Here is a 24,576-nt window from a genome sequence, read left to right on the forward strand (position 1 = left end):
ACATCAGAAATTAAAGTTCCAGGTAACGGATGGTAATATCGGAAACAGCGTCACCTGCTTGCCTTGTATCGTTTCTTTTTCTTCATCTACATCCAGGTAAATGAAATATGGATTCATACGATTGTATACGTTATATACGCCAAACACCCAGTTGCTTTTAAACCGCTTCTTACTATCCGGATTAGGGGTGAAACTGAACGACAAATCCAACCGGTGATATGCAGGCATTCGATAGTCGTTGACCTTCCCATACTGATCTATATTGGTCAACACCGGTTCGTCGGTTTTCGTATTATAACCCAGGTTATATACAAACCTTCCGTTAGGCATGGTCAGCGCATTGCCAGTGCCATACACAAACACCCCGGAAAAGATCCATTTTTTAGATAGTTGGTAATTAGCTGTGATGCTGAGATCGTGCGTACGATCATAACGGTAAGGATATGGCTTCCCGTTATTGAGCTCCGGGAAAGTACGTTCTGTTCTGCTTAAAGTATAACCTATCCAGCCAGTGAGTGCACCCGTTTTTTTCTGTAGTAACAGTTCAATACCATAAGCCCTTCCGGTACCGAACACCATCTCCCCTTCCAGATTCTGATTAAGCAGCAACTGTGCACCAGGCTTAAACTCCACCTGGTTCTGCAATCTTTTATAATAAGTTTCTATACTAAACTCGTAACCTTTCTCCGGAAACTCCTGGTAAAATCCGGCTGCCACCTGGTCTGCAATGCCCGGCTTAATCAGCTTGCTGACAGGTATCCAAAGGTCGCTCGGGAAAGTAGCTGCACTGGTAGTAGCCAATTGCAGGTACTGCACCGTACGGGTATACGATAATTTCAGACTGGCATCTTTTGCCAGCAGGTAACGCAATCCCAGCCTGGGTTCCGGATAATAGTACCGCGCAATCACCACTCCTTTATTATACTTTTCACTTTTACCGGTAGGCACACCATCTTCTCCGTAAATCACCCTTTCTGTTGGCCCTACCTGGTCAAAATAACTCACGCGCAAACCACCTGTAACATGAAATAGCCTGCTTACATCCCATCCTGCACTGAGGTAGCCGGCAGCTTCCCTGCCGTACTGTTTGGAAATTTTAGCATCAAACTCCTGCTGACCTGCATTTGTTTCGCCGGCGCCAGGCTTGAATTCATGACGAATCAACTGCCAGCCGGCCTTTAAAAAGAGTTTATCATTTGCATGATACAGCCAGTCATTTTTGATCTGATAATCATTGAGCCCGGAGGAAAAAATGATGCCATCGGTATCGTAGGTTACATTACTGCCTAAATTGAAATAACTGTACACCAACGATAATTCCTGGTGCAGTTTTTTACTGATTTGCTGCTTCCAGGTAAGCCCTGCAATGGCATTACCCCAATCCGCCCTGAAGTTGCGTTTGCGCCCGCTAGACTCCTGTTCCCGGGCATAGGCAAACTTATCCTTTCCATTGTAAAAAGTTAGGGCAAGACTATTGGATGCATTGATATCATAAGTCACTTTTGCATTGATATCATAAAAATAATAGCCGCTGTTCCTGAAGGAATCCGGGGCAATTAACTTTGCCAGCTGATCAAAGTAAGTTCTCCTGGCACTGATCAAAAATGAGGATTTACCTTTCACCAATGGGCCTTCGGCCGTTAACCGGGAAGATATCAATCCTATTCCGCCACTTACTTTCAGGGAATCCTTATTGCCATCACGGGAAGTTACGGCAATAACACTGCTGAGCCTACCGCCATATTCAGCCGGCATACCGCCTTTGATCACTTCAACATTATTGACGGCATCCCCGTTAAAAATGCTGAATGCCCCCAGCAGGTGATTCGGATTATATACCGTTATACCATCCAGCAACACGAGATTCTGATCAGGTCCGCCTCCACGAACATAAATGCCGGCGCCTGCATCTCCCCCATTCTTTACACCCGGTAATAAGGTGATGGTTTTCAGGGGATCAACTTCACCAAACAGTACGGGCATACGCTTCAACTGATCGATGCCAATTATGTGCGTACTCATCTGCCCGAGGGTCACTTGTCGCTCCCCATACACCGTAATGGTTTTCAGCTGCGTTTGCGCGGGTTTTAATTCCAGCGGAACACTGGTATCTCCTTGTATCATCATTATTTTTTCCGCTGGCTGATAGCCTGGTGCAGTAACCACCACCTGGCATTTTCCAGGCGCAACGGCCACGTGCGCATTACCGGACATATCCGTTATCGTTACCGCCGTGTCCACTTTTATCCCCGCATTGGCAACGGGTTGTTGCTGCGAATCGGAGACAAATAATTTCAAAGACCGCACTTGTCCGTATCCCTTCAGGGTTGCGAACAGTAAGATTAAAAAGTGCCAGAATCCAATCAGAAAGGGTTTCCGCCTGTTTGCCATTTGCTCAAACATTGTACTTGTTTACAGATAGTATAACATTCATTGAACACACATCCCCGCCTGCCTCAAAACATGAACCGGTGGAAAGAGTTTCCTCATTATCAAAAGTTATTGGGAACTTAACACGCTACAACGATACAATGGAATCTTCCCAACGCTGGCAAACAGAACCATATAAACCGGCCTGCAGCAAGGCTGACAGCTAAGGTGATAGAAATCAGGACGAATGGTCGACAGATACAAAACTGCTGCTACAAATGAATGAAGGTGATTGCACATTTCATGCGCACTGGTTTTTCAAATAAAGACATTCTTTGCAGAGTCAGACGTTCGGATTTTTACACAAGAATTACGCCAGAATAATTTCACGAAAAAAGCGGAAGGCATTTCCATGGTATTGGAAACGCCTTCCGCTGCTACCTTTCCGCCCCGGTCAAACGGGCGCATAAGTATTATATATTACCAAAAATGGAAGCCAGCTTTTTATCCATGGCTTCATCATTTTCGCCACCACCACCATAGCGGCCTATGATCATCCCATTGGGATCAATGAGTATTTTTGTAGGGAGAGAATGAATGCCATAGTAATCACTGATGTCATCAGGGTTAGGTTGGTTGGCCATACGCTTTTCCATGTCCAGGCCACGCAGTACATGTTTCCAGATGCCGATACCATCGGCCTCCACGGCCTTTTTCCAGGCGGCATTGTTGCGATCATCATCGGAAATACCAATAATTTCGAAGCCTTTATCCTTATATTTTGCATATAATGATTTCAGGTGCGGATTTCCCTTTCTGCATGGCACGCACCAGCTGGCCCAGAAATCTACCAGCACGTATTTACCTTTGAAATCGGCCAGACTCAACGGCTGCCCGTTAATATCCGTTTTAGCGAACACATGTGCCACACTTCCCGGAGAGCCCATTTTCAGGCCATCCAGCTCTTTTCGTATATACTTACCATCTGCACTCTCCTGAATATTAGCCGGCATTGCTGCAAAGAGAGCTTCCCCTTCCTGCAGCGGAATGCTGCTCACTCTCCAACGCAGCGCCTGCACGCTTACATAGGAGTTTGGATGCGCTTTTATATACCCGAGATCAATTTTTTCCAACTGCTCATAATAAGGCTCCATCTTATCCTTTACGGCAGTAACCTTTTCTTTGAATGCTTCCTGCTCCGCTTCACTGGCTTTGGTTTTGCGCAGGGCCATGTACTGCTCATTCATTTTATTGTACTGCGCCGAAAGCGGCTTCAGCGCGGCATTTACAGGAGCCCTCAGCGCTTCCAGCTGTTCCTGCTCCTGCTGTGTAGCGGAGCCGGTTACTTTAATTTTGCTGAAAGCATTTTTGTTACCGGCAACCTTCATATATGCCGGCTCAATAAAGAAGGCAAGAACAGCATTCCAGTCCCTCATCGCCTTGTTTTTGTCGGCATACATGCGCGCCAATGTTGGCTCCTCAACCTGCCCTTTAAATGTAAAACTGCCGTTTTTAGCCAGCACACTGTCCGTATAGTACTTATCTCCTACCCCATAACTTAAGTATACATAGGCGTTATTTAACCCTTCCACCTTACCGGTGATGGTGTATGGCTTTTGCGCCATCGCTGCGGTGGCAAGCAGTGTAGCCGTTACCGTTATTAATTGAAATTTCATATAGCTGGTTTTTGATTGTTAAGGAGAGATGCAAGCGTTTCGTGCAATTTATTGCCGCGTAATTCTTTGGCTACAATTTTGCCATCGGGATCTATCAGTAATGAATATGGAATCCCCTGGATGCCATACTGCTGGGCTACTTCGTTGCGCCAGCCTTTCAGGTCCGACAACTGAATCCAGGGCATACCGTCCTGTTTGATGGCGGCTTTCCATTTTTCTTCATTATCGTCCAGTGATACACCTACCACGGTAAAGTTTTTATCCTTGAAGGCATTATAGGCCTTGAGTACGTTCGGGTTTTCTGCACGACATGGGCCACACCAGCTGGCCCAGAAATCCACCAGTACGTATTTACCCTTCAGGTCAGAAAGGGTTACAGGTTTTCCGTTGGTATCATTCTGTGTAAAATCCATCATTTGAGCACCGATGGCGCTGCGCTTCAGCACTTCCAGGCGCTTTGCCAGGCGGGTACCTGTACTGCCATGCTGCACGGCTGTGTCCAGGGTTTTATACAAGCTATCGAGTGGTGCATACTCTCCCATCACAGCCATGTCTGCCAGCATATTCACGCTGATGGCGCTGGCCGGGTGCGAGCGGATATAGGCAACGGTACGGTCGTGGCGCTGGTTACGCAAGGTTTCGAGCTTGTTCTCAATAGCTTTCGTGCCGCTATCGGTTTTATGGGCCTCTTCCCAGTTGCCATACAGCGCGCCTTCCTGGTCAGTAATATCCTTGATGGATGCGGTGAAGGCTTTGTATTCATCCTGAGCAGGCGAGCCGGTGATCACCAGGTTTTCCACCGCATCCAGGTTACCTTTGATGGTTACCGCATCATTGCCCATATACAGGTCAATGTAACGGGTGGAGGTGCCAATGTAGATTTTCTGCACATCGCCCACTTCGCCGGTCCAGGTGAATTTGCCATTCGTCACCACTGCCGAATCGGTGCGGGCGGAGTCGGCCACGGGCACCATAATGTGCACGATGGAGTCGGTAAGGCCTTTAATATCAGCCATAATACTGGCATGTTTGGGCACAGCGGGCTTGCATGCTGCGGCTGCCAGCAGGGTACATACGATGAGTTGTTTTTTCATTCGTGTCTGGTTTTATGAATGCTTGTTATTTCTGATATCCTTTATTTTGATCTCCGAAGGCTGGGTTTTGTTGAAATTCCGCGCGTGGCACGGGGAAGATGTATTGCAGTTTATCTGTGATTTCCGGCTTGATCTGCTGCACGGTGGCAAACGGTAAGCGCAATAATGCCTGCCACTCCTGCCCGTCTTCACCGGTGAGGCTCCTGACGATTTCATAGTAGACCTGCAGGAGCTGCGCGTCTGTTGTAGCTGCGTTGTCGATGGCCGCAAAATCAGTTACGCCGGCATGCTTCATTACTTCCTTCACGAGTGCTTTTGCGGTGGTAACGTTACCACCGCTGCGGAGCAGCGCTTCCGCACCCAGCAGGTACACTTCCGTGAGGCGGAAGGCATAAGCAGTTTCGGATGTAACAGTAGCCTTGGTGTCTTTCGCGATATATTTCAGGAAATAGTAGGTTCCTGGTACATATGTATTGGCAGGGCCTATCAGCCAGCTTTGGCGCGGATCGTTTTGCAACAAGTCCTTCAGCTGCTGTTTGGCCACATACAGACTCGAAGCACCTGGGTAGTATTGTGAGCTTAAGTTATAATAATATGCAGCCTGATTTTGCTGCGGCTGTACACCCAGGATCACTTCCCCGCTGGCCAGGCCTTTCTGGTAAAAGATATCTTTTACGTTTGTTTCCAGTTTATAAGGACTGTTTTTGATGATATCATCTGCCAGTGCAGCAGCAGCGGCGTAATCGCCGTAACTCATCATAATACGCAATTTGAGGGCCTTGGCTCCCCATTGATTTACGTAGAAGTTAGGCCTGGTGGTAGCCGCATTTTCAATAGCGTAGTTAACATCTCCCAAAATTAAATCATAGCTCTCCTGCACGGTACTGCGCTTTTTGGGAATATTACCCAGCGTTACGAATGCTGTACGCAGCAATGCACCATAAGCACTGCTTTTATCATACCACTCTCCGTATAAACTCAATAAACGGAAATGTCCGTAGGCCCGCATAAACCGGGATTCTGCCAGTATTTCCTTTTTGCGGTTTCCTGTAAAGGCGTTATCCGGCAAGGCATTTACGCCTTCGATCACCCCATTGGCGGCATTCACAAGTGTGTAGCAGGATGCCCAGGGGCCACTTGTAAAACCGGAATTAGCGTAGGCATTTTCTTCCATCGGGTCCGCGCCGTAACCACTCCCCATATAGCCTGCGCAGGCAGCAGGAATAAATTCATTATCCCGCCACTGGGTCGTATTCGTACCCCCATTCACGTTAGCAAAGCGGTAGTAAATACCGTTGAGTGCAATTTCAGAAGTCCGCTGATCCAGTATGGTATTACCCTCTACCCTGGCGTTTTCCGGCAGCTTGCCCAGTTCTTTTTTACAGGCGGCTGCGGTAAGCAGTAAAATGTATAATATGGCTGTTTTTTTCATGTGCTGACTAGTTTAAATTAGAAACCAAAGCGGAGACCGATCGTGTACTGGCGTACGGTTGGATACGTTCCCACATCACTGCTGCCGTTAATGAGACTATAAGGATTATTACTTACCTCAGGATCCGGCCCCGGATATTTGGTGATACAAAACAGGTTAGTTCCGGAAACATACGCGGAAGCGTGGCTCAGGTGCATACGTTTAGCAAGGGTTGAAGGGAGGGTATACGTAAGCGTTACAGATTTCAGTTTCAGGTAAGAGGCATCATATACATTATTGCTGGCCGTATAGTAATAACCGTTTTCCCCCTGGATAAGGCGTGGCCTGTCGCTGCCAGGATTCTCAGGCGTCCAGCGGTCCAGTATGCGCACGCCCTTGTTGGTACGCCCACCTACGTAAGAGTTTTGGATATCCGCCAGGTATAATATCTCCCCACCATAAGAAAAAGTAAGCAGGGTAATCAGGCTGAAATTTTTATAGCTGAAGGTGTTGGTAAAGCCGCCAAAAAATTTAGGTTGCGCATGGCCAATCACATCTTCGGCATAGTAACCGGTGCTATCCAGCTTGTACATAGGATCACCGATATTGAGAAAACGCGCGAAATAGGGTGCCAGTGTGAAATCGCGTTTATAGTCGTCCAGCTCCTTCTGCGTACGGATGATGCCGGCAAACTGTTTACCATAGATGAGTCCCAGCGGTTCATTTTTACGAACGATACTGTTACCAAGGTAATACTGCGCCGTTTCCGGATCGCCGTTAGGGTCCGTAAAATCGGTGGTGATATCTTTTACCAGTGATCTGTTCCCTGAAATATTGATAGCGCTGGTCCACTGAAAGTTTTTATGACGAATGATATCCCCGCGCAGGTCCAGCTCCAGGCCCCTGTTGCGGATAGTGGCCAGGTTGGTAATTACGGTAGCATAGGAAGAACTGGGAGGCAGACTGGTAGAGAGCAACAGGCCCGTTGTTAGTTTTTCGTAATAACCAAACACACCTTTCAGGCGGTTGCGGAAAAGGCCGAAGTCCAGCCCGAGGTCCTTTTGTAGAGTAGATTCCCAGCGGATTTTTTCGTTACCCAGCTGCGTAGGCACGAGCGCGTTACTACCCGCATACGACCGTGGGGTGTACAGGGTATAGAACATGTAGTCCCCGAAATTCTGCGTACCGGTATAACCTGCGCTGGCACGCAGCTTCAGCTCACTCACCCAGTTTACACGCTTCATGAAGTTTTCATCAGAAATACGCCAGGCCACACCACCGGAAGGGAAGTAACCCACGCGGTTGTTTTCCGGAAACTTGGAGCTTGCATCGGAACGGCCGGTGAAGGTGAAAAGATATTTATCAAACAACGCGTAGTTGGCGCGCAGGTAAAAACTCAGCAGAGAGTTTTGCCCGGATAAACCGGTGGCAGGCAGCGTTACTGCCGCGGAAGACAAATTGTTCAAATACTTATCATCCGGGAAACCCTGACCGCTGGCAGAGAAGGAGTTGAAACGATATTTCTGCCAGGAGGTACCACCCACTACGGTGAGGCGGTGATGATCGTTGAATTGCTTTTCCCAGGTAAGCGTATTTTCATAAAAGAGGTTCACATCATCCGACTGGCTCTGGGAACCAGTACCACCGTTGGAGCTGCCTACACCATTGGGAGAAGCGATAACCGCTGTGCTGGGCACATAATTGAGCTGATGGTAGTTATTATAGTTGACCGACAGGATGCTTCTGAATTTCAGTGCCGGCAGGATTTCATATTCTGCGGAGAGGGAGCCGAGTAATACTGCGGTTTTGGCTTCGTTGATGCCATCGAGGAGTACCAGCGGATTTTGGTATCCTTCGTAATTGGAGGCACCAATATTAGCGCCGAGGAATTGATATACGGAACCATCTTTATTGTAGGCGGGCAAGGTTGGCGGCGCGTACAATGCCTGCGCGTACATCCCGTTGGTAATATTGTTTTTGGTGAAGCCGAAATCGAGGTTGGTGAGTACCCTGAATTTGCGGGTGATATCATTGTCGAGACTGATCTTACCGGCGATGCGGTTGAAGTCCGTTCCTTTTACTGTACCATTTTGTTTCGTATAGGCGAGAGAGGTATAGTAGCGGGAGTTGGTACCGCCTCCTCTTACGGCGATATCAGCGCTGTGCATGATACCCGTTTGCATCACTTCATTGAGCCAGTCGGTATTAGCGGTACCTAAAAAGTCGGGATTATTCAGGATACTGAGGGCGGTAGCATTCGGGGCCAGGCCGGCAGCTGCGCGTTCATCGTTCAGGTTTTTGGCCGCTTCCTTCATGACCATGCGATACTGATCCGCGTTGAGTAATTTTTCTTTTACCGGTTTACTGACTCCCGTGTAGTAGTTTACATCCAGCACTGGTTTTTGATCCAGCTTACCTTTTTTGGTGGTGATGATGATCACGCCGTTCGCCGCTTTGGAGCCGTAGATAGCGGTGGCAGAGGCATCTTTAAGAATATCGATAGATTCGATATCGCTGATATTGAGGCCGGCGAGACTATTAAGGCCTCGTGCGAAGGAGCCGCCCACGGAGGAGTTGGGGTCATCGCTGCCGAAGCGCTCTACCGGGTTTACTACTTCTGCCTGGTTTTGGATATAGCGATTTTGAATGGTTACCTGTACACCATCTATAATGTATAGTGGATCGTTACCACCGATGAGGGAGGTGCCGCCGCGGATACGGATTTTTGCGACGCCGCCAGGGGAACCGTCGGCCTGTGTAACCTGTACCCCTGCTGCTTTTCCGGCCAGTGCCTGGTCGAGGCTGGCGAAGGGCACATCTTTTACTTCGTTTACATCCACGGAGGCAACGGAGCCGGTAAGGTCCTTACGCTTGGTGCTGCCGTAGCCTACCACTACATATTGATCCAGCTCACCTGCTTTGGGTTTAAGCACCACTACCATGTTGCTGTTGGAGGTAACGCTGATGGTTTGTGTTTCGTAACCGATGCAGGAGACGATGAGTATAGCGCCGGTGCCGGCTTCCTTTACGGTGAATTTACCTTCTTTATCGGTGATGGCTGCTTTACGGCTGCCTTTTACCTGGATGGAAATACCCGGGAGGGGTTGGCCCTTATCGTCCGTCACTTTCCCGGTCACATCCGGCAGCGGAACTACCGGTGCCGGAACGTAGGCTAGTGGTGTGGGTTTGCTTTCCATCTCCCTGGAAATAACAACCGAATTACCCTGCACAGCGAAATGCAAAGGTTTGGGAAGCACCTGTTGCAAAGCGCTTTTAACAGGAACGCCGGAGAGTTGGATAGATACAGGTGCCACACCCTGGAGGTCCTGTGTGCGGTAAAAAAATACGTACCCGGTTTGTTCTTTAATCAGGGTAAGCACCTGAGGTACCGGCATATTTTTACAGGAGATGGTTACCGACTGCGACACGCCCGTAGCACTGAGGTGCATGGCAAACACTGTTAGCAGGATCGTTGTGAGTTTCATGATTCTTTGGATTTTGGTTGCCTGCGCACGAACCTGGTGGTTGGTTTTACAGCGGGCTGGCAGCGATGGCTGGGTGCGCAACGGCCCGTTGCAATAAGCGATTAATTGCATACATTTGTATGGTTTGGTTGACGATTCTCCTGTTCCCGGTTTTTCCGGGAAAGAGCTTTCCTAAAAGGGGTTAACCGAACTAAACCTGGTGTGGACGGCAAATCTTAACGCCAGGTTTTTTTATGGATAAATGACATGCCCATTCCGGCTGATAGGGTATCAGTCAGTCCGATAGCTGGTAACGTTCTGTAAGCTTAAATGAATCTTTTTACTCCGGTGTTACGGTAATGCTTTTACCTCCATTTGTGATACTCATATGAATGCGTGTTGTTCTCATCAGTTCCGCCACCTGTGGTAGTGTGAGCGTTCTTGACATTTCGCCGGTAAAGGATCCATCCGGTATCCCTCCGCTGTAAATAATATCTACGTTATACCATCTGGCCAACTCCCGCATCACGCCTGGCACATCGGCATCTTTGAAGGAAAAAAATCCGTTTTTCCATGCGATGGCGGCTGACACGTCGGCCTGTTTGATGAGTTGCAGGTCGGTAGCTGTTACCTGTGCCTGCTGGCCTGGCAGCAGGTGTTGAGCTTTGGTTTTTCCTCTGACCAGTACGGCCCCCTGTACGAGGGTGGTGCTGGTAAATTTTTCATCTTCATAAGCATTCACATTAAATCGCGTTCCTAGTACCAATATATCTGTATTGTTTGCAGTTACGGTAAATGGATTATCAGCGGAGGCGGCTACTTCAAAGTAGGCTTCCCCGGTGATGCTAACTTTCCTTTCCTTGCCGGTGAAGGCAGTAGGATAAGTAATGGATGAAGCGGCGTTGAGCCATACGCTGGTACCATCCGGAAGAACCAGCCTAAACTGGCCGCCACGTGGAGTTTTGAGCGTATTAAACTTCACGACAGTTTCGTTATTGTTTTGCTGGTGGTACGACAAGGTGGTGGCTGATCTTGACACCACGGTATTTCCCTGTTGCGATACCACGCCGTGCTGGCTGCTATCCAGCTGCATTTCTGTACCATCGTCCAGTACGAGTACTGCATTGGTGCCGGTTTGTACTTTTGCAATGGCCGGGTGTGCAGGCTGACTTTTTTTCCAGAGCAGCCACCCTCCGGCCACTGCGCCGATGATCACTGCGGCGGCGGCCACCCGTATGATATAGCTTCGCATGGAATGAATCCGGGTAGTAGTACCCGTGCCGGTAGCAGCCTGTAATCGTTGCAGCATGCGGGCCTCCAGGGAGGCTTCATCTTCATGCGGCGCGGCTTCCAGTATGGCGGTCAGTTCGGCTTCACTGTAGGCGTTATACCATTGCAGCAAAGCGTTCTTTTCGGCATCACTGGCTGTACCATCCAGGTATTTCCCGGACAGGATGACTAATTCATTTGTTTCCATATGTACGGATAACTTTTACAGGTGATTAATAATATAGTACCTAAAGCAGGGCGTATCCCTACCTCTGTTATAAAAAAAATTTCAGGGGAGAATTGAAAGCAAGTGGAGGTAGTGTCTTAATTGCAGGCGCAGGCGCTGTAAAGCTTTGGTGATGTGCTTTTCAACGGCTTTCTCGGAAATCTGCAATTGCCGGGAAATTTCTTTATTGGAGAGTCCCTGGTTGCGGCTGTAGTCAAAAACCAGGCGGCATTTTTCCGGGAGCAGTTGTAATTGTTCCTGCATGGATTGCTGGAGGAATCGTAGGGATGCCGTATCATCTCCGTCCTGGAGCAGATTTTCAGGGATATCGGCTGTATCAAGGATTTGCCGGGATTTTGCCAGCTGCCGGATGGCGGCATAACGGGTAGCTACGGCCAGGTAAGGCCCCAGCGCCTCAATGATGGTGTGATGGCGGCGCTGCCATAATCCTGAAAACACGTCCTGTACTACATCTTCAGCCATTGCACGGGAGGAAAGCCGGTGCAGCGCAAGGGTAAACAGGCGTTTCCAGTAACGGTAATAAATTTCCGTAAACGCTCCGTGTTCATCCTGCTTCAGCAACAGAACCAGGTCACTATCGCTGTATTGATTATAGTCGGACATCAGGCACAATCTGATTTTATCAGTCAAACAAGTGAAAGCATTCACGCTGGTTGGCACGTGACAGCTGTTGTGGGAACTAATATACAAACTTTTTTTTCTAGTAAAGGGATTGTGTTTTTTTTGCCCGCAAAGAGGCGTAAGGATTTTAAGCTCGCAAAGACTTATTTTGTTTGAGGCGCCTCCGGCGCCGGAAGAGCGATCTTTTTTGCTCGCAGCAAAGAATTTTGTTTTGTTGTTTAGCGCAAATACCGGAGCTGTGTAATGGCTTTTTTCCTGATGTCCAACAAATCGACGCACTTATATGTTGAAACAATATCATCTCTTTAAAAAAAATACTATGGCACAAGATGAAATTTGCCAGCACATCCGGGAAATAAAAGAATTGAAAACGGCGGAAAAATATGAATGCGCCGAATGTGTAAAAATTGGCAGCGACTGGGTTCACCTCAGAACCTGCCAGACCTGCGGGGTAACATTAGGTTGTGATCAGTCGCCGCACAAGCACATGACTGCTCACTTTCATGCCACTGATCACCCGGTGGTGATTTCTGCCGAGCCCGGCGAACAATGGCTGTATTGCTATAAGGATGATACTTTTGCGGAATATGGCTGATCAATTCCGGTGTACGCAACAGTACTGATCCTGTAAGTCTCCCCGGGGCATTCGGATGCAGGACCTGGTTTGAAAACGGCATCACATTGGGTGATGCCGTTTTCTTATTACTTCAATTTTTGTTTATACTCTGTGAGCGCCTGCTCGTATTCCTTAACGGTATAATCCATCACGGACCCTACCATTTCTCCGTTCTTTAATGCTTTACGTGCGCTTGCTACCGCCTGCTCCTCGTAGGTAACAGCTTTCTCATAATCCCCACCTTTGGCATAACAGGTGGCCAGGGCGTGAATCAATACCGGGTTCCCACCAGTAGGATTTATAGCCTCATAATTTTTAGCCGCCCAGATGTAAGTGCTTTTCTCATACACATCTTTATTATAAATCTCTCCCAGGGCAACCGATGCCATTGATTTGTTGGTTTGCTGTAGTTCCTCCGCATAGGCAATAGCCTGCTGTTGACTTACATGATTAAGGAGTACTCCAAACTTCATCATTTCCATGATGGTTTTGCGCTGGGCACTCTCCGCCACTGCCTTATCCATAAGCTGCAAGGCTCTTGTATAATCCTTTGCAGTTATCGCATCCTGGATAGGTTTCACGAGCGCCTGCATGGCTACCATGGAATTTCTGCCTGCGTCTGCACTTTTATCATAAGCTGCTTTAAACGTCGCCATGTCAAAACGCCCGTTGAGGATGGCCGGTAATGCTGTATCCAGTGAGTTAGGGTGACCGATCCAGAGGATCTGGTTATTTTTGATAATGAATGTTGAAGGAATCCCATTTTGACCGGCTGCCTTCAGCCAGTTGTTCCCCATAAATTGTTCATTATTATCCGCAACCACTGCGTATTCCATATTTGCGTCATTGCCTTTTACGAATTTTTCCACCATCGGCAGCGTTGATTCATAAGGCTTGCCTTCCGCTACTTTTTCCCAAACATCCACCCCAATAAAAGTTACTTTCCCTTTGTATTCCTGTTGCAGCTTTGTAATATGGGGCATGGCTGCTTTACAGGGGCCGCACCAGGTAGCCCAGAACTCAAGCACATACAGGTGATCACCTTCGAAAGATTTTACCGGCTCCCCCTTGATCCACTTCGCATATTTTAAGGCGGGGGCAGTGTCTCCTATCGTTAGTTTAGCGTTAGATTGGCCTACAGTAGTGACTATCCCTGCAAAAACGGATAGCAAAAGCAATACGGCGATTTTTATTTTATTCATAGCTGTCTGATGTTGTTGATTAATAATTTTGTGTCAGTGAGGTATTAAATTGGGTGGCACTTTGCGGGAAAGGGAATATCCATAATGGTGAATCCGGTTTCAGCTGATATGTTATACCATTGAGGGTTCTGGTAATCGTGGTGGCATAGGTTCCTTCCCGGTTCCATCTTTTCAGATTGATGAAATTGCGGATGGTAAACAGGAACTCAATCCGGGATGTTTGCTGCAGATATTTCATTCCCTGCGCTTCATCGCTTGCACTTAGCGGGGTGAAAGGCACTATCCTCCGTATGCGGATCTCGTTTATGGCAGCCATGCCTTCCGCTACCTGCTTATTGCGGATCAGGCATTCTGCTTTCATCAGTACGAGGTCGGAGGTTGTCATACCGGCCATATTTGCCTCATAAGTAGGGGCAATCCATCCCGGAATACCAGCTAAGCCCACATAGAGCATACCCATGTCATAATTGTATACTATGGAAGAATCCTTGATGATATTACCGGGTTCATAGCAGTCGCGCAGGATTTCGTAGGTCGGCGCAAACGTGGTAGGCGAAAAGCTGTTATCAGTAGCATAAAACAAATTATCAGCAGCTCCGACCCCACTGCGCACCGGCATCCTGGCGGCTTTAGGAAGAGCCAGCAGGGAGCGGTGGTCTTCGATATTACTATTGTATTTAAGCGCTTCCGTTACAGCTTCCAGTGCCGCCGGATAGTTACGCATGGACATTAGTATCTTCGCTTTTACCGCATAGGCAAATGCTTTACCTATACGCATGCCATTTTTAGGCTGCTCCGGAAGTGATTCCAGTGCCAGTGCGGCATCTACATCTCCCAGTAAATTATCATAAACCTCCTTAACGGTGTTCTTGTTATTTACCGACTCAAAATCAATATCCTTTACATAAGGTACTCCCCCGTCGGTAGCCGCTGTAGCCGGGTCATAGGCTTTGGCGTATATATTTACCAGCAAGTAATGTGAGTAGGCCCGAAGTATGTATGCTTCGGCTTTTAATTGTTTTAAGAGCAGCGGGTCGCCACTGGCTTTATCGGCATTAGCCAATACAATATTTGCCACTGTTGAGATGAGGCGGTACAAGCCTTCATAAGGGCCGTCCGTGAGCGTTAGGGCGGCCCTGTTGGCCGACTCATCATACGTCAGCAATATTTTATTTATCGTTTGCACATTCGATGAAATGGTATTGGGCACATTAACCGCCTGTAAATACATGTCATTATCCAGGATTGCCTGCTTTTGAGCAGTGAACGGCGTGCCTGAATAGTTTACATTTAACAGCAGATCTAAATCAGCCGCCCGGTTCAACAGGTTTTGGCCCTTGGGAGTGATGTCTGTATACTTTTTGCAACCGCTGGCTACTAACAACAGCACTGCCATTGCCCATCCGTAAAAATAATTTCTCATAAAAACTCGAATTAGAAATTAGCATTGATACCAAAAACAAAAGAGGCTGGTATTGGCGCAGCACCGGTTTCAGGGTCCACGTGTACATCTTTTTGCTTTATCCAGATGGAATTGGGATTATTTACCTGTGCCCTCACCCGCAGTTTAGTGGCTTTGATTTTTGACGAAACAGTTGCGGGCAGCGTGTAGCCAAGTACGATATTCCTGATTTTTATAAAATCGGCCGGCCTAACCAGATTATTGGAGTAATAGTATTGGTTAGTAATTGGCACCTGGTAGTATTGGCCACTGCCGGGGATGTCAGTATCAGTGTGGGTAGGCGTCCAGCTGTCCAGCAAATACGCCGGCAGCGGGCCATAGTTAGCATAGGGATAAGGCACAGGTACCGGGCGTGCCCGGTAATAGTGACCGCCGTAGTACACAGCGAAAATACCCAGGCTGATGCCTTTAAAACTGAAGTCGTTATTCAGTGCAAAATTCACTATAGGATCGGCGCTACCGGAATACTCCACGGCGTCTGCATCATTGGCTCCCAGGGAAGCCTTACTTGGTATCCCCTTGGCATCATACCATTGGGGTACACCATTGGCATCAAGCCCTGCAAAGCGGAAGGAGAATAATGAATGTACCGGATACCCCACGCGGTAAGAACCTCCACCTGCGAGCGTTAAAGGATTTCTCGTCAGTTCATCTACCTCCGTAATTTTATTTTTGTTCCAGCTTCCCGTTACATTAGTGGACCACCTGAAGCCTGCTGCGCTGGCTGGTCTTAACCAGTCGTATGCCAGGTTTAATTCAATCCCGAGATTAGTCATGCTGGCGTTGTTGATGACCATGGAAGTAAAGCCTTCTGAGGGATCGAGGCGTTTCTGGGCAAACAAATCGGTCCCTTTTCTGACATACCAGTCCAATGTGCCTCTCAGGCGCTGCTGACACCAGCTGAAGTCGACTCCGAAATTGGTGGTAGCCGTTTTCTCCCATCTCAGCTTTGGATTGGGGGGATTGGCAACTGTTGCGTTGGGCAGTTGGGTAATATTATTTACGCCGGTGGTTGCTGCCAGTACTGCGGTCACGTTGCGGATATTGCCGGTGAGCCCATAAGTAGCGCGCAGCTTCAGGTAATCCAGGTTAACCGCGTTTTTCAGGAACGATTCATTGGAGGCTACCCACGATGCACCAACGGACCACAATGGCTTTCCGCGATACTTTTCATCCCCACCGAAGAGGTCCGCATAATCTTTTCTTAACGAACCAAAGAGATTATATTTTCTATCAAAGGTGTAAGTGAGGTTGGCGTATCCGGATGCGAAGCGGTGCACTTCGTCACGGACCAGGCCCATATCGGCTATTTCGTTGAAGTGATATTGCCGCACAGGATAACTGGGATTCCAAAAGGTACCGGTATTGATACTGTACAGATTTCCGAAGTTCACATTTTGGGTAGACTGTGTTTGTAACTGATCATCATAGCCCAGTAAGATGTTGTTGTTACCATTCGTCCGGGTTTGCCTGAACTCCATACCAGCAAGAGCAATAAAGCCATTGTTACCAAATTCGCGGTTGTAGTTGGCCTGAAGCCTTGCCGTGTAGTTCGGGCTCTTTACTTCTGAGGTGGCCAGTTTGCCACCTTTGGGCAATAAGTTGGTGTATTTGTAGCTGCCGGCAGTACCGGTACGGGTGGTGTACACATCCTGTAGCCACCGCATGGTATAGCTTTCCGCTTCCGCGTAAGCGCTCACGCTCCTGCGCAGGTCCTCATACTGGATCATTGGCTGTATAGAAAGGCCGCTAAATACTTTAAAATTCATATTGAGGTAATAGCGGGTATTCAGGGTGGAGGTATTTGAAAAATCCCTTTCCAGTTCATCCAGGTGGTTAAATTTGGCGGAATAGAGACCAGCAGTGGTTTCCATCAGTGGGTTATAACTATTGAACTGGTTAGTGGAATATTGTGCCCTGCTCCCATCGGCATTAAATAAGCTCAGGTAGGTGGGCACGGAATATGGCGTAGTGGCGAAGTCGTTATTATGCGCACGTATTTTACCTATTACACTATTTACACCATAATCCAGTTCCAGCCATTTGGCGATATGATACCCCCCTTTATAAAAAAGATTGATCTGGTGATTGCTGGCATTAATTATGCCGGTATTATCTGTGGTATAATTCACTACCAGGCTGTTTTGCGATTTCCCATTATTGGTACGTAAAGCGAGGTTATACTGTTGCAATACCTGGCGCTGTAGTGCATTTTCCCGGTACTGGGCCACGAAATTATTTTTCCGGTAGGCGTTAAGTAGATCATCCAGCTGTTTCTGGTTGATTTTACCGGTTCTTACCTGGTACCAGGCATACTGCACCGGAGAAACAGGTACGCCTGTGGCAATATTATTTTCAAAACTCCCGACAGGGTTGGTTACGGTACCACTACCACCATCAAACCACCAGCTGTAGTAATCTGATTCCCAGTCCACCTGCTGTGTGGGTGTCATGTAGTTCTGATAGCTATAATCCGGTTTATCCGTTACGGTTATATTGGAAGATAGCTCAACAGCAATTTTATTATTTTCCTTTGCCTTTTTGGTAGTCACCACCATTACGCCGTTGGACGCCCTGGCACCGTAGATAGCTGACGCGGCTGCATCCTTCAATACAGTCACATTTTCAACTTCATAGGGATTGATTTCTGCAATCGATCCTTCAATCGGCAGGCCATCCACCACTACCAGGATATTGGCATTTGCCTGGATGGTGCTTACGCCACGGATAGTAGCATTACCGCGATATTGCACGAGGCCGGGCACCAGCCCTTCCAGGTTCTGCAAAATATTCTGGGTATTACGTTTTTCAAGCTCCTGGCTACTTACACTGGTAACGGCGCCGGTGAGGTTACCCCGGCTAATCCGCTGGTAGCCGGTGTTTACCACGGCTATTTCTCTCAGTTCATTCAAAATTGGCTTTAGGGAGATAACAAGGCTGGTGGTATCAGAAAGTACCAGTTCCTTAGTTTCATACCCGATGAAACGTACCACCAGCATATCGCCGCGGCTGGCGGGAAGTGTGAACTCGCCACTTTCACCAGATACGGTACGGTCGTGCGTGGATTTATTACTGATGGACGCGCCGGTGAGCGGCTTACCGGTGGAATCAGTGATATGTCCGTTCACCGGTGCCGTTTTAACCCCTTCGTTGGGGCCGGGTACATTAGTTGTTTTTTTAGAGATAAAAATTGTTTTGCCTTTGATGACGTACTGTAATTGTTGGCGGGCCACTACTTCGGTGAGCACTTCGGTTAATGGTTTATTGACCACATTTAGTGTTATAAGTTTAGCTCCCGTATATATATTCCGGTTAGCCAGCACGCCATAGCCCGTTTGCTGCTGTATAGAAGCAAACACCTGTTGCAGGCTAAGGTCCTTCCCGCTGATGGTAACAGTTTGCGCGTTAACAGCAAGACTACTGATGCAGATAAAAAATAACAATAACAATCTTTTGTACCCTTTCCATTGGGCTTGTTGAGATCCGGGCATAGCAAGTCCGGACCTGAAAGTAGTTTCTGGCATACCTTCGGTAATTTGGTTGATAATTAATTACTGTCCTGCAGATTAGCTGCTGCCCGGTAGGGCAGCCATGCATAGTCAGATAAAATAGTGATGGTTGGTTTTAATTCATATATATAAATCATATATATATAAAATATCACGGATGCTGATGTAAAACAAGTAATTTTCTTCCTTCGAGCCTGGTATATAATCCCAACTTTTCCAATCCTTCCATCAGGTCGTGGAGCGATACGTCCCTTGTCATATTACCCACCAATTCTACGTTTGGCACTCCCTGTTCGTATACAACTTCTATATCATACCATCTTTCCAGCTGGCGCATAGCTTCGGCCAGACTCACATTTCCAAAATCGAAATAGCCGTTTTTCCAGGCGAGTACGTTGGTCATATCCGCTGCTGCCAGCTGTTTTACAGTTATGGAACCGGCTATGAATTGTGCCTGTTCGCCAGGATGCAGTTGTAAATATTTATGGCCTGCCCATGCCGTTTTAATGCTTCCGTTTACCAGTGTGGTTTTGATAGCCGGTTCATTGGTATAGGCATTTACGTTAAAGCTGGTTCCCAGTACCTGAATGGTGACGCTGTCGTTAACCACTACTTCAAAAGGCCGATGCGAATTTTGCGCTACTTCAAAGTATACTTCTCCGGTAATGTTTACCTGCCTTTGTTTTCCTGCGAAAGTTGTCGGAAACCGGATGGAGCTGGCTGCATTCAGCCAGGCGATGCTACCATCTGGCAATCCTACGGCAATTTGGCGGCCTTTGGGTGTGGTTAGGGTGTTATAAATCAGGCGGTCGCTGTTTCCTTCATATACGATCTTACCGTTTACCATGCGGGCCTTAACGCCGCCCTGTAAGGCAATGAGTCCATTTTGTACCGTATCCAGCAGCACCTGTGATCCGTTGGCTAAGGTTAAAATGGCGCCGGGCCTGCCCGCCGGGATATCCTCCTGAGAGGTGCCGGACTGATTGTGTAGCGAAGGTTGATCCTTCCACATGTACCCTCCGGCCGCGATCAACAGCGCAATTACAGCTGCCGCGGCCCAGCGTACTACCATCCTGCGGTATCGGCCACTGGCGGTTCTTCTGCTATTCACATAGGCCGCCCAAGCGGTGCCAGCGTCAAATTGCTTCATCAGCCGCAGCTCTTGTTTCAGTGTGGCAGGGCTTGTGAGGTCCATAAACAGTTGTCCATTTTCCGGCGACGCTTGCCGCCACTGCTCCACAAAAGCCCATTCGGCGTCTGTGACCGGCTCACTGTTTAAATGCCTGATGATGATGTCGTCAATCTGCATACAATAATATTAGCATTGCGCTTCTCATCTATAAATAGCAGAGAAGCGCATAAATTCCCATGGAATGTTCAACTTTTTTTTTAGAGTTTGCCCCAGATAGCTATGAAAACCGCCAGGAGCCCCTGTTTCAGGAGGGCAGCTTTCAGGATTTTAGCTGCGTTGAGCTTTTGGTTGAGGACAGTTTTAACAGAAATCCCTAACATTTCCGCCACTTCATTACTGCTCCTTCCTTCAAAATAGATGAGTTTAAATACTTCGGCGCATCCTTTCGGCAACAGTTCCACCTGCTCATAGATAGCCGCAATAACGGTAGCACGTACCTGCTCCACGTCCGACTGCCCGGCGAACAGCTCCGTCAACTGTCCCAGCTCATCGTAGGTGGCTTGTTCTTTTTTTAACTGGCCCAGCAACCGCAAGCTGGCATGGCGGGTGGCCAGAAATAGGTAATTTTTGAGATGGTATTCGCTGTCGAATGTTTTTGGTTGCGATGCTACCCAGATCAGCAGGTCGGAGACTATGTCCTTGGCTGCTTCCGCATCATCCAGCAGCTTAAACGCATAATAGCTGAGTGATGTGAAGTATTTCAGGTAAATAAACTCCAGCACACTTTCGTTACCCGCTTTTAAAAGGGATAACAACTCCTGTTCCTCAATTGGTTTACTTACTGTCAATGTTGATAGGAATTTAGCCGGGGCGCAAACTAAAATAAATAATTCATAAACGATAATTGTCCTACCACTCCCGCCATTCTTCGGTTATATCCTCCTCCTGGGTATTGAATCCTTTCTTAAAGCCTGCATTAATAATAAGTTCAGCTATCATTTCCCGCTGGTCAGTTTCAATTAGCTGCCCGCCAGATTTTTCATTCAGGTCATTTAGTTTCAAAACAGTTTTCTTTACTATATCTAAGCCTGAAGATGGGTCCGCCGCACTCCCTAAGGTGGTTAAATATTCTTCAAGTATCACCACGCAATGATCCACATCAGCTGCGGTATATTCAGGATGGGCTATTTCCATATAACCTAACATGGATGTTTTGATATCCCCAATCAGGGAAACCATAGCGCTATCATGGCGCAGATCTAATTTTGTATTGACAGACATATGCTGATGGGTGTTTTCGTTTGAAATATCATTGTTTCTCGTTTGTGTACAAGAAAACAGATAAATGGTGAAAAATAGGAATAAATAACGTGTCATGGAAATATAAATATTTGTAAAGATATTTAATTCAGGGTAACTCCTTACAACCTCAGATACCTGCAAGTAAGCAATTACTACAAACCACTTGACAAGAATACACCAACCACGTCTCTCCCCTTCTCCTCAAAATTCATCTCGATAACCCTACCGCCTACACGCGCCACTGCTGGCAAAGCCGCCTATCCACCGTCAAATTAGCCGCAGCAACGAAATTTACCATTCACTTTTTTCTTTATCTTAATGATGCCGGAGAAATGACCGGCAGCAATCAGCACGGAACAGTAACAATGTAAATATGAAATGTACTTTGAATGTGGCAACACCTGGTTTTCCTTACCTACTAATTGTGAACGCCTCATCATGTTCATCTCTCTAATACCCAATATTCATGTACAGCAGAATAATCGGAACCCTACTTCTCCTGGCAGGCTTTATGCTTCCGGCACTCGCACAAAACAGCGTGATCAAAGGCAAGGTGGCTGACAGCAGTTTAAACATCCCGCTTACGCAGGCCACCGTAGTGCTGCTGCAGGCAAAAGACTCCTTTATCATTGCCAGCACCAGGGCTGCAACAGACGGCAGCTTTGCATTCCAACAACTCTCCGACACAGGCAGATACGTAGTGTATTTCTCCTACCCTAAATATGCCAACTACGCCCACATCATTGACATGCGGCAGCTTCCTGAAAAGCTGGCAGATATGAAAAGTGTTTACCTCATCCCCAAAGGCAAACTATTACAGGAAGTAATCGTAAAATCCCAGGTGGCCGCCATCAAAATTAACGGGGACACCACCGAGTACAATGCCGGCAGCTTTAAGGTACAGCCCAATGCCTCTGTAGAAGAGCTGTTGCGGCAACTCCCGGGCCTGCAGGTGGATCAGTACGGGAATATTACCGCCCATGGGCAGAAAGTAAAAAAAGTACTGGTAGATGGAGAGGAATTTTTTAGCGATGACCCTACCCTTGTGACCCGTAACCTGCGGGCCGACATGATTGATAAAGTGCAGGTCTACGATAAAAAGTCGGATGCCGCAGCCTTTACCGGCATCGAAGATGGTATAAAAGATAAAACCATTAACCTGAAAATTAAAGAAGATAAAAACCACGGCATTTTCGGAAAAGCAGAGGCCGGGGCCGGGCCGGACGGTAAATATAACCTGCAGGCCATGGTCAATTTCTTCAAAGGTAAACGCAGAATGTCCGCTTACGCCACCACCGGCACCATCGGGCGCACAGGACTGGGCTCGGCCGACAAATCCAAAATCGGCGATGATACCGATGGAGACGATACCTACAACGGTAAGGGCCTCCCTAACAGCACCAATGCCGGGTTTCATTATGATAAAAAATGGAATAAGGATAATAGCTCCTTTAACGGCAACTATAAATTCAGTCACATGGATATTGACGGCACGGAGGAAACGATTTCCCGCAACAACCTGCCCACCGGTATTATTCTCAGCAATTCCACAGGCAGCTTCGCCTCTTCCAGCTGGCACCACGAGGCTACCGGGAAATATATTCATAAACTCGACAGTAACACCACCTTTACATTGCTGGCCGGCGGGTCTGATTACCAGAGCAACAACCGCAACATCAGCGCCAGGCAAAACCGCAGGGGCGATTCCAGTGTGCTGTACAATAACGTGGCCTCCTCCGGCAACGAGTATAACTTTAATAAATTTGACTTAAATCTCTCCCTGGAAAAAAGATTGAAAAAGAAGGGCCGAACCATTTCGTTTTACCTGAACAACAACTTTTCCCATGATGGCGGCTCGGGTAACAGCAGCTCCTATAGCAGCTTTTATGATCCTGCCGGCCATGAGGATAGCACCGCGCAGCTCCTGCTGGCAAAAGAAATGCACGACAACTGGCGTACCCTTCATTTCCAGACGCTGTTTACAGAAGCCTTCAGCACCAAATTTTCCATGGTCATCAACTACAGCCTGGATAATGAAAGTGCGGACGACAATAAACGCTCCTACAATACCGCCGCTGCAATTCCCAAAACACTCGATACAGCGTTTAGTACCCGCATATCGTCCTCGGCACTGGGTAACCAGGCAGGGCTGGCATTTAATTTTAATACCAGGAAGATGAATGTGAAACTGGGAAATAATGTAAAGTTTTTTCAACAATCCATCGATAATCTGTATTCCGGCGAGCACCTGCACAAACACTATACAAACCTGAACCCATCCGCCAGGTTTGATTATAAATTCAGTAACTACGAGAGCATGAGCATGGGGTATAACGGTTACGCCACTACGCCGGGGCGCACACAACTGATGCCATTCAATTACAATAATAGTCAGTTGACCACATCCCTGCCCAACGCCGACCTCCACAACAGCTTCACCCACAGTCTTGACGGCCGCTATCAGGCCAGCAGGGTTGTAAAACAGGTGTACTACGGATTTAACGGGAGCTATAATCTTACAACCAGCGCCATAGTACAGTCCACCGAGGTGGACCCTTCCGGCGCCTACACCTATCAGTTCATTAACATGAACGGTTATACGAATACCAATTATAATCTGACTACCTATTATTCCAAAAAAATAATTCCCCTGGATTTGCAGGCCGGTGTAGGCCTGAGTACAAATGGTGGCAACACCTACAGCTCCATTAACCACGCCGTGAATAAACTGGATTACAGCACCTACAGCCTCTCCGCGGAATTATTCAAAAACAAACCTTATAAATACAGCATCTACCTGGTGGCAGTGGGCGGCTATACAAAAAATACCTCCTCCCTGCAGCCGGAATCAAAAAATAACTATTTCTACTACACCCTCAATCCATCCGTGGATATCCACTTCGGGAAGAAGTTCCAGCTGCATACAGATGCCACTTTCCTCTGGCAGCAGCAGTCGCAGGCGTTTTCCGACAACTTCAGCCGGCTGACCTGGAATGCCTGGATCGGCAGGAACTTCTTCAAGAATGATCAACTGACGGTGAAAGTTTCCTGTAACGATATCCTGAATCAGAATAACGGCTACGACCGTACGGCTACCAATACTTATTATTCCGAAAACAGGTATACCACCATCCGCCGGTTTTTTATGCTGGGCGCCACCTGGAATTTCACCCGATTCAACAACATTAAACAGTAAGCTAC

The 24,576-nt window shown here is 47.7% G+C and carries 15 protein-coding genes; 2 read left to right on the top strand and 13 right to left on the bottom strand.

The window, feature by feature from the left end; genetic code table 11:
- Positions 1-3: 3 nt before the first annotated feature.
- The 7 genes from BUB18_RS23260 to BUB18_RS23290 all read right to left on the bottom strand — a co-directional run bounded on the left by BUB18_RS23260 (position 4) and on the right by BUB18_RS23290 (position 12,134).
- Complete coding sequence (locus BUB18_RS23260; RefSeq protein ID WP_178372190.1) at positions 4-2,298, bottom strand: TonB-dependent receptor; 2,295 nt, start codon at positions 2,296-2,298, stop codon at positions 4-6.
- A gap of 545 nt (positions 2,299-2,843) precedes the next feature.
- A complete protein-coding gene (locus tag BUB18_RS23265; protein ID WP_218588094.1) occupies positions 2,844-4,046 on the bottom strand; it encodes a TlpA disulfide reductase family protein in 1,203 nt (400 codons plus the stop codon).
- Entirely contained in the window at positions 4,043-5,140 is a 1,098-nt protein-coding gene (locus BUB18_RS23270; RefSeq protein ID WP_073085667.1) for a TlpA disulfide reductase family protein, read from the bottom strand. Before BUB18_RS23270 ends, BUB18_RS23265 begins: the two co-directional genes overlap by 4 nt.
- Before the next feature lie 25 nt (positions 5,141-5,165).
- A complete protein-coding gene (locus BUB18_RS23275) occupies positions 5,166-6,572 on the bottom strand; it encodes a RagB/SusD family nutrient uptake outer membrane protein (RefSeq protein WP_073085670.1) in 1,407 nt (468 codons plus the stop codon).
- Positions 6,573-6,589: 17 nt separating this feature from the next.
- Positions 6,590-10,147, bottom strand: coding sequence for a TonB-dependent receptor (locus BUB18_RS23280; RefSeq protein ID WP_245805727.1), 3,558 nt, complete (start codon positions 10,145-10,147; stop codon positions 6,590-6,592).
- Positions 10,148-10,355: 208 nt separating this feature from the next.
- Positions 10,356-11,492, bottom strand: coding sequence for a FecR family protein (locus BUB18_RS23285; protein WP_073085672.1), 1,137 nt, complete (start codon positions 11,490-11,492; stop codon positions 10,356-10,358).
- An 81-nt stretch (positions 11,493-11,573) separates the two neighbouring features.
- Positions 11,574-12,134: an RNA polymerase sigma factor gene (locus BUB18_RS23290; RefSeq protein WP_073085674.1), complete on the bottom strand. Its 561-nt coding sequence runs from the start codon at positions 12,132-12,134 to the stop codon at positions 11,574-11,576.
- A 337-nt stretch (positions 12,135-12,471) separates the two neighbouring features.
- On the opposite strand from BUB18_RS23290, the gene BUB18_RS23295 reads away from it, so the two are divergent.
- Complete coding sequence (locus BUB18_RS23295) at positions 12,472-12,747, top strand: UBP-type zinc finger domain-containing protein (protein WP_073086036.1); 276 nt, start codon at positions 12,472-12,474, stop codon at positions 12,745-12,747.
- A gap of 107 nt (positions 12,748-12,854) precedes the next feature.
- On the opposite strand, the gene BUB18_RS23300 is transcribed toward BUB18_RS23295, so the two are convergent.
- The 6 genes from BUB18_RS23300 to BUB18_RS23325 all read right to left on the bottom strand — a co-directional run bounded on the left by BUB18_RS23300 (position 12,855) and on the right by BUB18_RS23325 (position 21,450).
- Positions 12,855-13,970, bottom strand: coding sequence for a TlpA disulfide reductase family protein (locus BUB18_RS23300; protein ID WP_073085676.1), 1,116 nt, complete (start codon positions 13,968-13,970; stop codon positions 12,855-12,857).
- A gap of 19 nt (positions 13,971-13,989) precedes the next feature.
- Positions 13,990-15,393, bottom strand: coding sequence for a RagB/SusD family nutrient uptake outer membrane protein (locus BUB18_RS23305; RefSeq protein WP_083550650.1), 1,404 nt, complete (start codon positions 15,391-15,393; stop codon positions 13,990-13,992).
- 11 nt (positions 15,394-15,404) lie between these two features.
- A complete protein-coding gene (locus BUB18_RS23310; protein WP_083550652.1) occupies positions 15,405-18,956 on the bottom strand; it encodes a SusC/RagA family TonB-linked outer membrane protein in 3,552 nt (1,183 codons plus the stop codon).
- A gap of 136 nt (positions 18,957-19,092) precedes the next feature.
- Positions 19,093-20,250 carry a FecR family protein gene (locus tag BUB18_RS23315; RefSeq protein ID WP_073085682.1) on the bottom strand — a complete coding sequence of 386 codons (1,158 nt, stop codon included), beginning with the start codon at positions 20,248-20,250 and terminating at the stop codon, positions 19,093-19,095.
- 80 nt (positions 20,251-20,330) lie between these two features.
- The gene (locus BUB18_RS23320; protein WP_073085684.1) at positions 20,331-20,921 is read right to left on the bottom strand and encodes an RNA polymerase sigma factor; all 591 of its coding nucleotides are present in this window, start codon (positions 20,919-20,921) and stop codon (positions 20,331-20,333) included.
- Between the two features lie 61 nt (positions 20,922-20,982).
- The gene (locus BUB18_RS23325; RefSeq protein ID WP_143160071.1) at positions 20,983-21,450 is read right to left on the bottom strand and encodes a hypothetical protein; all 468 of its coding nucleotides are present in this window, start codon (positions 21,448-21,450) and stop codon (positions 20,983-20,985) included.
- A gap of 391 nt (positions 21,451-21,841) precedes the next feature.
- On the opposite strand from BUB18_RS23325, the gene BUB18_RS23330 reads away from it, so the two are divergent.
- Positions 21,842-24,571 (top strand): outer membrane beta-barrel protein, encoded by a 2,730-nt coding sequence (locus tag BUB18_RS23330; protein WP_073085686.1) that lies wholly within the window; start codon positions 21,842-21,844, stop codon positions 24,569-24,571.
- Positions 24,572-24,576: the final 5 nt, after the last annotated feature.

The organism is Chitinophaga jiangningensis (genome assembly GCF_900142605.1).
GTDB lineage: Bacteria > Bacteroidota > Bacteroidia > Chitinophagales > Chitinophagaceae > Chitinophaga > Chitinophaga jiangningensis.

Coding starts and splice junctions, on each gene's coding strand:
- BUB18_RS23265 (WP_218588094.1), bottom strand. CDS start 4,046: ATGAAATTTCAATTAATAACGGTAACGGCTACACTGCTTGCCACCGCA.
- BUB18_RS23270 (WP_073085667.1), bottom strand. CDS start 5,140: ATGAAAAAACAACTCATCGTATGTACCCTGCTGGCAGCCGCAGCATGC.
- BUB18_RS23275 (WP_073085670.1), bottom strand. CDS start 6,572: ATGAAAAAAACAGCCATATTATACATTTTACTGCTTACCGCAGCCGCC.
- BUB18_RS23280 (WP_245805727.1), bottom strand. CDS start 10,147: ATGCAATTAATCGCTTATTGCAACGGGCCGTTGCGCACCCAGCCATCG.
- BUB18_RS23285 (WP_073085672.1), bottom strand. CDS start 11,492: ATGGAAACAAATGAATTAGTCATCCTGTCCGGGAAATACCTGGATGGT.
- BUB18_RS23290 (WP_073085674.1), bottom strand. CDS start 12,134: ATGTCCGACTATAATCAATACAGCGATAGTGACCTGGTTCTGTTGCTG.
- BUB18_RS23295 (WP_073086036.1), top strand. CDS start 12,472: ATGGCACAAGATGAAATTTGCCAGCACATCCGGGAAATAAAAGAATTG.
- BUB18_RS23300 (WP_073085676.1), bottom strand. CDS start 13,970: ATGAATAAAATAAAAATCGCCGTATTGCTTTTGCTATCCGTTTTTGCA.
- BUB18_RS23305 (WP_083550650.1), bottom strand. CDS start 15,393: ATGAGAAATTATTTTTACGGATGGGCAATGGCAGTGCTGTTGTTAGTA.
- BUB18_RS23310 (WP_083550652.1), bottom strand. CDS start 18,956: ATGCCAGAAACTACTTTCAGGTCCGGACTTGCTATGCCCGGATCTCAA.
- BUB18_RS23315 (WP_073085682.1), bottom strand. CDS start 20,250: ATGCAGATTGACGACATCATCATCAGGCATTTAAACAGTGAGCCGGTC.
- BUB18_RS23325 (WP_143160071.1), bottom strand. CDS start 21,450: ATGACACGTTATTTATTCCTATTTTTCACCATTTATCTGTTTTCTTGT.
- BUB18_RS23330 (WP_073085686.1), top strand. CDS start 21,842: ATGTACAGCAGAATAATCGGAACCCTACTTCTCCTGGCAGGCTTTATG.